We start from the raw sequence: 9141 nt of genomic DNA, 5'->3' as shown, positions 1-9141 counted from the left end.
CGGTGGCAAGTGGTCCTGCGGACTCTGTCACCAGGTTGGTCACAGGCTTTAGGGCGGCATTAAGCACAGCCGCATCTCTAACCACCGGCGAAGCGACGTCAAGCACCGGGCTGGCCGGTTCGATGGCCGTGGCCACAGTGCTCGCCGGATCAAGCCCGTGCACTACCGGGAGGGGTATCACAGGAACGCTCGTCGGTGCGGCTGGGTCTGCGGAAACGGACTGGGGAGGTCCGGGGACGGGTGCGGGATAAGCTGCCGTCGGTGCCGGAGGACGCGGGAAAGGTGCTGCCGGCACCGCCGACCTGGTGACCGCTGCCACTGAAGTGTCGAGACCAGAACCGACGCTGCCTGCCGCGCCGGAGGCGGTGGAACTCACCGGCGCGGCAGCGGAAATGGTGCCAAGCACCGAGCCGGAGTCCGTTCCTGTGTCTGCCGCACCCGACGGGGCTGAAAAGGCCAACCAAGCAAGTGCAAGGGTGCCTGCTAAAAGCACAGGGCGCACCGCATTGAACGACACTAATGACGTTGCCATGCAGCACCCCCTAATGCCCTCGTCCCCTGGCAGTTAGTCCTGGATTGTCTCGTAGCCAATATCCCCGGGACTGCCGGGAACGGCACGAGTAGTCGGTACTCGTTTATCGGCGGACGGACTACTTTGTCCGCCGATAGGTACGCATCTCCAGAAAAGGCCGGGTCCCATCAAGGTCCCCGTCCAGGCCGGCCCCGTTGGCCCGGTTGCCGCGGTAAACAGAGGTGGCATTCGTCCTTTGGTTTGCTTGCGCTGCCGCAGAGATCTGGGCTGCAGCAAGCCCGTTGTCCTGTACGGATCATCTCGGGCAGGAACATGCTCGTGGAAGTTGGCACGAGTCCCTGGCTCAAGCGGAGGTGCTGGTTCCCGAACTGACCGACAAGGAACTGTGCCGCTTCCACGCGGTCCCCGACCTGACCATGGCGATCAAGGACTCCCTCGCGCCCACAACGACGAGTTGAAGCCTCTCCAACGGCGCCTGATCCGCAACGAGGACCTCGCGAAGACCTACATCAACCGTCAGGGGCGGTGATCCGGAAATTCTTTGTAGCCAGCAGGAAGTAAGTGTGCTTATGATGTGCTTCCTCTCGGCGGTATGAAGACTCCGTCCGGTGATCTTCTTCCCCTGCTTCCAGCCCTGACGCTGGCGGGGACCTATCGAGGGGTCATGATGACGTCTGTCGATGCGCAGTACCCGCGGCCGGACCACTTTCTGGTCCACCTCAGCGACACCCATTTCGTCAGCGAAGGTCTGCTGTATGGCGACGTCGACGCCGAGGCCCGTTTGGCTGACGTCTTCGCGGCCATACACGCATCCGGTCTGCGGCCGGAAGCGTTCCTATTCACCGGAGATCTGGCGGACAAGGGGGAGCCAGAAGCCTACCGGAAGCTACGGACGGCAGCGGAATCTGCTGCGGCCATGGTGCAGGCGCGACTGATCTGGGTCGTGGGGAACCACGATAACCGCCGGCATATCCGCTCCCTGCTGCTTGATGAAGAGGCGGATGACGCCCCACTGGACCGGCGGTACGACCTGGGCGGCCTGCGGGTGCTGGTCCTGGATTCATCGGTTCCCGGATTCCACCACGGGGAAGTGAGCGAAGAGCAGCTGCGCTGGCTCGCCGCCGAACTGCAGTCGCCGGCCCCGGACGGGACCTTGCTGGTCCTTCATCATCCGCCCATCCCCTCCGTCCAGGATCTGGCGGCGGTGACGGAATTGCGTAACCAGAGCGGCCTGGCACGTGTCGTGGAGGGAAGCGACGTCGTTGGCATCCTCGCCGGGCATCTGCATTTTTCGGTTTCCTCCATATTTGCCAGCGTGCCGGTTTCGGTCGCCTCCTCAACCTGCTACACCCAGGATCTAGTCGTTCCCCACAATGGCGTGCAGGGCCGCGACGGTGCGCAGACCTTCAACTTCGTGCACGTGCACGGCAGGACGGTAGTGAATTCCGTCGTAACTCTTGGCTCCTACCCGCCCGTTGGTGCGTACGTCTCGGCTGAAGAAACACGCCGACGGCTTTCCTCGGCCGGAATCCATATACCTGGCGCTCCCGGCCGTCCCCGGGCTTCCCTGGCCGAATCCGGCACTTGTCGATAAAGGAGGATCTCATGGCGCCCTACAACAACCCAGAGCCGAACTCGAGCCTAACCAGGAACCCGGCACTGCCACGCCCGCGCAGGAACGTCGCCGTGATCCTCGCCGGCGGGGTGGGATCTCGCATGGGCTTGGACATCCCCAAACAGTTTGTTCCAGTGGCCGGGCGGACGAGCCTGGAGTACACCGTTGAAGTGTTTCAATGCTGCCCCATCATCGACGACATCGTGGTCATGATGGAACCAGGCTTCATTGCCCGCGCCGGCGAACTGCTGCCCCTGACCCGGTACGACAAGCTTCGCGGCATCCACGCCGGCGGGGCTGACCGCAACGAAACCTCCTACTTGGCACTGACGCTGATCCAGGACCGGGAGGCCAACGTCATCTTCCACGACGCCGTCCGCCCTCTGATCGACTCCGACGTCATCAGGGCCTGCGTCACTGCACTGGACGAATTCGGAGCCGTCGATACGGCCATCCCGTCTGCCGATACCATCATCGAAGTCGACGAACGGGATTTCATTACCGCGGTGCCCCCACGGGCACGCCTGCGCCGAGGCCAGACACCCCAGGCCTTCAGGTTCCCCATCATCAGTGCAGCGTATGATCTGGCTCGGAAGGACCCGGGATTCGCGGCGACCGACGACTGTTCCGTCGTGCTGAAATACCTCCCGGAAGTGCCGATCTTCGTGGTGCCCGGCGATGAAGCCAACATCAAAATCACCCATCCCATCGACATCCACCTTGCCGATAAGCTGTTCCAGCTCAAGCACAAAAAGCCCGGAGCCCGGCCCGCGCCCGTGGATCTGCGCGGGTCGACGGTGCTCATACTCGGCGGAAGTACCGGAATCGGCGCCGAACTCGCCCGGCAACTGGAGGCCGAGGGCGCAGCGGTGGTCACCCACAGCCGCACGGGTAGCGGCACCTTCGTCCAAGACCGACAATGCGTGTCCTCCGCCTTGGCCGCGGCAGCAGGGGCGTATGGAAAAGTGGACCACGTCGTCCTCACAGCAGGGGTGCTGACCGTAGGACCGCTAACCGAACTTACCGATGAACAGCTGCATCATGATGTGGACGTGAACCTCATGGCAGCGTTCATTGTCGCCCAGGAATCCCACCGGTATCTGGCTGCGACGAAGGGCTCCCTGACACTGTATGCGTCCAGTTCCTACACCCGGGGACGGGCCAATTACACGGTGTACTCGGCCACTAAGGCCGCCATCGTGAACCTGACCCAGGCACTGGCAGATGAATGGGGGGACGCGGGCATTCGCGTGAACTGCATCAGCCCCAGCCGAACCGCAACCCCCATGCGCACGAAAGCCTTCGGCGCCGAAGCCCAGGAATCACTACTGCAGGCCAGCACCGTGGCCGCTGCCAGTGCCCGTGTCCTGGGCTCTGACATGACCGGGCAAATCATCGACGTCCGGCTGCCACGCACCGACCCGCTGAATGAAGCTGACACGGAGCTTGTGGGCACGCCATGACCCATACTATCCAGGCCGACAGGACGGCCCTGACCGTGGCAGGGCCGTCCTTTCCTGAAACCTGCAGTCTTTCCGTCTCGCTGGCCAACCGGCGCATCTGGACCTTCCGCCCAAGTGACGGCGACGTCTTGGAAGACCGCCTCACAGTCCGGTGGCCGGCCGCACTGGTTCCGCGGCTTAGCGGTTCCGCGAACCTGCTGCTCCTCCAGGACGGCATCCCCGTCTGCGGGCCCACCAGGGTGCATTTCGATGATTCCGGGAACGAGTTCGCCCTCACCGAACCGGGAACCGGCATCCCCCAGGTCATCAACAAGTGGGGGCGGGTGGGCCGGTCCTTCGAAGGCCGCGACCCTGCATTGATCCAGGATGTTCTGGGCGCAACAGAAGACCTGATTCAGCTCGTGAAACGACGGGCTGGGCTTGACCTGTTCATCACCGGCGGAACGCTGCTCGGGCCCATCCGTGACGGACGCATCATGCCCCATGATGACGACGCCGACCTTGCCTACCTCAGCGCCCACAGCAACCCCTCCGATATCGCTCTGGAAAGCTTCCGCCTGGAGGACATACTGCAGGCCGAGGGCCACGAGACGGTCCGCCACTCAGCCGGGCACCTGCAGATAATGTTTCCGGGAGCTGCCCTCGAAGACCGCTTCTACGTGGATATCTTTACCTACTTCATCATCGGAGGCTGGCTCCATGGGACTTTCCACGCGCGCGAACCGGAGAGGGACGTCAGGGTGTTCCCGCTGAGGCCGGTCGACGTGAATGGGCGAATGCTTCCCGGCCCGGCTAGCCCCGAACAGATGCTGGCCGCCATCTATGGCCCGGGTTGGCGGACACCGGATCCGGCCTTCCGGTTCGTTACGCCCCCGCCCGCCCGCCGGCGGTTTCACGGCTGGCTCAACAGCTTCGATGCGGACCGGGAAAACTGGGAGGATCACCACCGCGCCCAGCTCGCAGCAGGAACGCCGGCTGTCCCGTCGGAATGGGCACGCCAGCTTGCCCGGGACCTGCCCACCGGATCCCGGATCATGGAACTTGGCTGCGGGCTAGGCACAGATGCCCGGCATTTCGCACGGCACGGACATGATGTGCTGGCAGTTGACTACAGCCGTCCCGCGCTGGAAGCGATAGCAGGGCAGGCCCTGCGCTCCGGACAGCAGCTGCGCGTGACGCGCGTAAACCTCAACTCAGTCCGCCAGCTCGCGCCCTTGGCCAAAGCCTGCCGCGGCGATGATGCTCCCCTTCACGTTTATGCCCGGCTGCTGTTGAACGCGCTTGAACCGGAGGGCCAGGAGAACGTCCTGACCTTCCTCCGACACGCCCTGCGCGCCCAAGGAGGACGTGGGCGCGCCTACCTGGAAGTCGACGGCGGAGCAGAGAACGGGGCGTTCTCATCCTGGAACGCCTACGGGCCGGTAGACCCCGGACGGCTGCGCCGCCAACTTGACCTGAAAGGGCTCGAGATGGAAGAACCCGCCGCCGACCCGGACGTGGACGGGAAGAGCAGCCTTCTGCGGCTAACGATCAAAGCGAGGACACCATGACAAAAATGACCACAGCACTGCTGAACGGCGTTACCGGACTCCTCAGAAGCGCCGCCCCTTCCGCACGGGTTGCCCGTCGCCGTGATAGCGGTTGGAGGAAACAGAGGACGGAACTCGCAGCCGAACTTAGCCGCCTGACCGGACAGCTGCAGGACCTGGCCGCTGAATCGACGCAGATGAGGGCTGAGCTCTCCCGCCTGGACCGGGACCTTGACGAATCCCGCCGGCTGAACCTTCGGGCTGCCGAACTCCTCGACATCGTCTATGCGGAGCTCACCTCCGCCCCTGATGCAAAAGCCCGGAACGACCACCGGCAGGCCCCTAAAGCCGGCGGAGCCGAGGCATGACCCGGCCTCTTCTTGGGCCGGATAAACCCATTGACCCGGACAAACCCATTGAACTGATCGGTGCCTTCGAAAGCACCTACCTGCCTGCCCACGACAGGGACATCACCGAAACCACGGGGCACGACACCAGCTGGAAGCAAGACCTTCAACTGCTTGCCGCGTCCGGGGTCACCAGGCTGCGATACCCGGTGCGGTGGCACCGCGTCGAAGCCCAGGCAGGGAACTTCGACTGGTCGGAGACCGACAAGGTGCTGCACTACCTCAGGGACCACGGCTTCAGCCCCATCATCGACCTCGTACACCACACCAGCTACCCCCGCTGGATCACCGGCGGCTTCGCTGACCCCCGCTTCGGCCCCGCCTACCTGCGGTATGCCGAAATGTTTGCCCTGCGCTATCCCTGGATCCAGGAATACACCCTCTTTAACGAGCCGTTTTCGACACTGTTCCTCACCGGACACGAAGCAATATGGCCTCCCTACCACCGCGGTCTTGCGGGTTTCGTCGACCAGATCCTCAATGTGCTTCCCGCGGTAGCCCAAGCCAGCGCACTCTATTCGGAAATGCTGCCGCAGGCCCGGCACGTGTGGACCGATACCTGTGAGCACCACACGGGGTCAGACCCAGCGGGACAGGACTACGCACGCATGGCCAACGAACGCCGCTGGCTCGTCATCGACACCTTTCTCGGACGCGGTTATGATCCTGACGGTCCGATGGCGGAGCCGCTGCGGGAAGTAGGTGGAGAACGGCTCCTCGAAATGCCGTCCGGACGAATCGACACTCTTGGTCTGGACTACTACGCACACTGCCAGTGGAATTTCGGATCAGGGGGAGGGGCAGCCCCCACGCCCCAGCCACTTCCCCTGGCTGAACAAATACGCGACTACTGGCACCGCTACAACCTCCCCTGCATCCTGACCGAGACCAACATCCGGGGACGGACCTCCGACAGGGCCACCTGGTTCAAATATGTTCTGGAGCAATGCGAAGTGGCCCAATCTCTGGGCGTCCCCATGGAAGGCCTTTGCTGGTTTCCCTTCATCGACTCCACCGACTGGGACTCCCTCCTCTTCCGCTGCGATGGGCATGTAGACCCAGTGGGCGTCTACTGGCTGGACTCGGAACTGGCCAGACGGCCCTCGGTCATGTCGGATTCCTACGCCCTGGCTGCCGCTGGGGCACCGGCAAGGGACCTGCCCGCCTACACGTTGGCCGAGCCCGTCGCCACCTGGCTCAAGGGATATCTGCCTCAGATGGCCCACTGGACCTGGTCATCCAGCCCCGAAAGCGGCCTCGGAAGCGGCCTACCTAACCAAAACACCCGGATGGAACTGAGGATCGTCGATGCAAAGTGAACTCATAGTGCTCTCGCACCTTCGCTGGGACTGGGTATGGCAGCGTCCCCAGCAACTCATCTCGAGGATGAGCCCGAACCGGAAGACGTGGTTCGTCGAGGAACCCCTGACCCCGCACGGAGGGCCGGTCACGCCAAACCGTCTCAACAGCGCCGAGACTGACGGGCTCAACCGGGTGTGGCTGGAAATCCCCGAACAGGGCCACCACGTAGGCTTCTTTGACCAGGTGCTGCCCCACTACATTGATCAGCTCCCGCACCTTATCGGCGCACCCGCCGGCGAACGTGTGGTCTGGCTCTACACACCGCTGGCCCTGGAAGTCGCCCTCGCCCTGCAGCCCACGAGGCTCGTCTACGACGTCATGGACGACCTCGCCGCTTTCAAAGACGCCGCACCGGAACTCATCGTGCGGCAACGGCAGGCCCTGCGCCGAGCCGATGTCGTATTCACAGGAGGGAGGTCCCTCCATAACTCCATTACCCGGCAGGGCCGGACAGGGGCCCAGCTGTTCGCCAGCGGCGTCGCCCCCGAGCACTACGCCCCCGCCCTGCGCAGGCGGCCCTCACACACAGGCACTCCGGTGGCAGGCTACGTCGGAGTCATTGACGAGCGGCTGGACTTGAACCTCATCGCCGACATGGCGGCACGGCTGCCTCACTGGGAAATCCGGATGATTGGTCCCATCGCCAAAATCGATCCCCGTGACCTTCCCCAAGCCCCGAACATCACCTACGCCGGCCACAAAACCTACCGTCAGTTGCCCGCCGTGATGGCCGACCTCGACGTCGCCCTGATGCCCTTCGCGCTCAATGATGCCACCCGCTCCATAAGCCCCACGAAGACGCTCGAATACCTCGCCGGAGGACTCCCCGTTATCTCCACCCGTGTCCCGGACGTCGTGGCCGACTTCTCCGGAACCGTCCACCTCCGGGATACTGCCGAGGAATTCGCAGCGCTCTGCGCCAGACTCGGGCACAGAAAACCAGCCACCCGCCCAGAGCGCAACGTACGTGAGCTGCTGAAGAAATACCACTGGAAAACCATCGCAGCACAAATGGAAGAATCAGTGTTCCACGCCGGGGCACAGAACCTTACGCGTGTCGAAGACGAGGCCACAGCTTGAATGCCAAAACCATGACGACGGCGGCTGCCGGCGCCGTCGTCATGGGCGTTTTGCGCCCGCTGGGGCGCGCGTGAAAGACCGCCCCGTGACCTTAACCGCACCTTAATGGACAATGCTGTTTCGACTCGCCGGGCGCGTGTACTATCCCTTCAGGGGGCGGATACGCCGGAGCGTAAAACTGGGGGAATCAGCGCATGAGCAAGCTATAAAAGCCTTGCAAGGCAGCAGTGAAACCCGCGTTGTGCAGTCAGCGCATCCCCGGCGTTACCCGTAGCCTCCCTTTCCACCTCTCCTTTCCGCAGAACCGGCGGCCCGCCTCACCGGTTCTGCACCCACCCGCGTCAGCCGCCGCACCCACCTTCGTAACCCGCCATTCGGTGACCCCTGCCGTCACCAGCCCTGAAAGGACGCCATGAGCCAGCCCGGCCAAACCCCGCCACCACCACCGCCGGCCCCCGATTACACCACCTACGGTGCACCCGGATTCCCGAGTGGACAGCAGAACGGGAGCCAGCAGTACGGGACAGGCGAGTGGTACGGCGGCCAGCAGTTCGGCGCGGACCAGTACGGGTCTGGTGCAGCTCCGCAGAAGTCCTTCCTCGCGGCCTGGCTGTTCTCCCTGTTCCTGGGCGGCCTGGGCGTGGACCGCTTCTACCTCGGCAAGATCGGCACGGGCGTCGCCAAGCTGCTGACCCTTGGCGGCTTGGGCGTTTGGTCACTGGTGGACCTGGTCATCACCCTCGCCGGCAAGCAGACAGACAAGAACCGCCGGCCGCTGGGCGGGTATGCGCAGCACAAAACGGTGGCCGTCATCGTCTCGGTTGTCCTCCTCGTGGTCAGCCTCGTGATGAGCGTGTTCATCGGGCTTGGCGCGATGGTGGCCATCCAGCAGGCGTCCACGTCGCCGATCGTCTCCGCGGCGCCTGTCACGGAGACGGGCGGATCCGGTTCCTCCGGGGAACCGGCGGCGTCCGAGGAAGCAGCTGCCGGGGAAGACCGGCCGCGGCTGGAGGCGCAGACGCTGACGGGCACGGGCGACGACGTCAGGACGGTTGACCTCAAGGGCGTTCCGGCCGTCGTGACGTTCACGTGCAAAGCCTGCAGCGGCAACACGGTCCTGGAAACCAATGGCGCCGAGATGCTGCTGGTCAAC

8 protein-coding genes and 1 pseudogene are annotated in these 9141 nt (G+C 63.9%); 8 read left to right on the top strand and 1 reads right to left on the bottom strand.

Annotated features, from left to right (window positions below; genetic code table 11):
* A pseudogene (locus RIN13_RS19360) lies at positions 1 to 532 on the bottom strand (hypothetical protein); the annotation flags it as partial.
* Between the two features lie 221 nt (positions 533 to 753).
* Between RIN13_RS19360 and RIN13_RS19355 the strand changes: the two are divergent.
* The 8 genes from RIN13_RS19355 to RIN13_RS19320 all read left to right on the top strand — a co-directional run.
* A complete protein-coding gene (locus RIN13_RS19355; protein ID WP_309108943.1) occupies positions 754 to 990 on the top strand; it encodes a hypothetical protein in 237 nt (78 codons plus the stop codon).
* 134 nt (positions 991 to 1124) lie between these two features.
* On the top strand, positions 1125 to 2126 hold the full coding sequence (locus RIN13_RS19350; RefSeq protein ID WP_309108942.1) for a phosphodiesterase: 1002 nt from the start codon (positions 1125 to 1127) through the stop codon (positions 2124 to 2126).
* A gap of 11 nt (positions 2127 to 2137) precedes the next feature.
* On the top strand, positions 2138 to 3610 hold the full coding sequence (locus tag RIN13_RS19345) for a bifunctional cytidylyltransferase/SDR family oxidoreductase (RefSeq protein WP_309108941.1): 1473 nt from the start codon (positions 2138 to 2140) through the stop codon (positions 3608 to 3610).
* Positions 3607 to 5160, top strand: a complete 1554-nt coding sequence (locus RIN13_RS19340) for a methyltransferase domain-containing protein (protein WP_309108940.1) — start codon at positions 3607 to 3609, stop codon at positions 5158 to 5160. Before RIN13_RS19345 ends, RIN13_RS19340 begins: the two co-directional genes overlap by 4 nt.
* Before the next feature lie 5 nt (positions 5161 to 5165).
* Positions 5166 to 5507 carry a DUF6752 domain-containing protein gene (locus RIN13_RS19335; protein ID WP_309108939.1) on the top strand — a complete coding sequence of 114 codons (342 nt, stop codon included), beginning with the start codon at positions 5166 to 5168 and terminating at the stop codon, positions 5505 to 5507.
* Positions 5504 to 6865: a family 1 glycosylhydrolase gene (locus tag RIN13_RS19330; protein WP_309108938.1), complete on the top strand. Its 1362-nt coding sequence runs from the start codon at positions 5504 to 5506 to the stop codon at positions 6863 to 6865. The genes RIN13_RS19335 and RIN13_RS19330 overlap by 4 nt, the downstream gene beginning before the upstream one ends.
* A complete protein-coding gene (locus RIN13_RS19325) occupies positions 6855 to 7988 on the top strand; it encodes a glycosyltransferase (RefSeq protein WP_309108937.1) in 1134 nt (377 codons plus the stop codon). The genes RIN13_RS19330 and RIN13_RS19325 overlap by 11 nt, the downstream gene beginning before the upstream one ends.
* A gap of 412 nt (positions 7989 to 8400) precedes the next feature.
* The coding region (locus RIN13_RS19320) for a TM2 domain-containing protein (RefSeq protein WP_309108936.1) at positions 8401 to 9141 on the top strand (741 nt) is incomplete at its 3' end.

Source organism: Arthrobacter sp. (assembly GCF_031179985.1).
Classification (GTDB): domain Bacteria; phylum Actinomycetota; class Actinomycetes; order Actinomycetales; family Micrococcaceae; genus Arthrobacter.
Note: the sequence above shows the minus strand (reverse complement) of the source record. Positions and strands in the feature narration are given on the sequence as shown.

Bases quoted from the DNA above. Each gene is read 5' to 3' on its own strand.
- RIN13_RS19350 (WP_309108942.1), top strand. From the start codon at position 1,125: ATGAAGACTCCGTCCGGTGATCTTCTTCCCCTGCTTCCAGCCCTGACG.
- RIN13_RS19345 (WP_309108941.1), top strand. From the start codon at position 2,138: ATGGCGCCCTACAACAACCCAGAGCCGAACTCGAGCCTAACCAGGAAC.
- RIN13_RS19340 (WP_309108940.1), top strand. From the start codon at position 3,607: ATGACCCATACTATCCAGGCCGACAGGACGGCCCTGACCGTGGCAGGG.
- RIN13_RS19335 (WP_309108939.1), top strand. From the start codon at position 5,166: ATGACCACAGCACTGCTGAACGGCGTTACCGGACTCCTCAGAAGCGCC.
- RIN13_RS19330 (WP_309108938.1), top strand. From the start codon at position 5,504: ATGACCCGGCCTCTTCTTGGGCCGGATAAACCCATTGACCCGGACAAA.
- RIN13_RS19325 (WP_309108937.1), top strand. From the start codon at position 6,855: ATGCAAAGTGAACTCATAGTGCTCTCGCACCTTCGCTGGGACTGGGTA.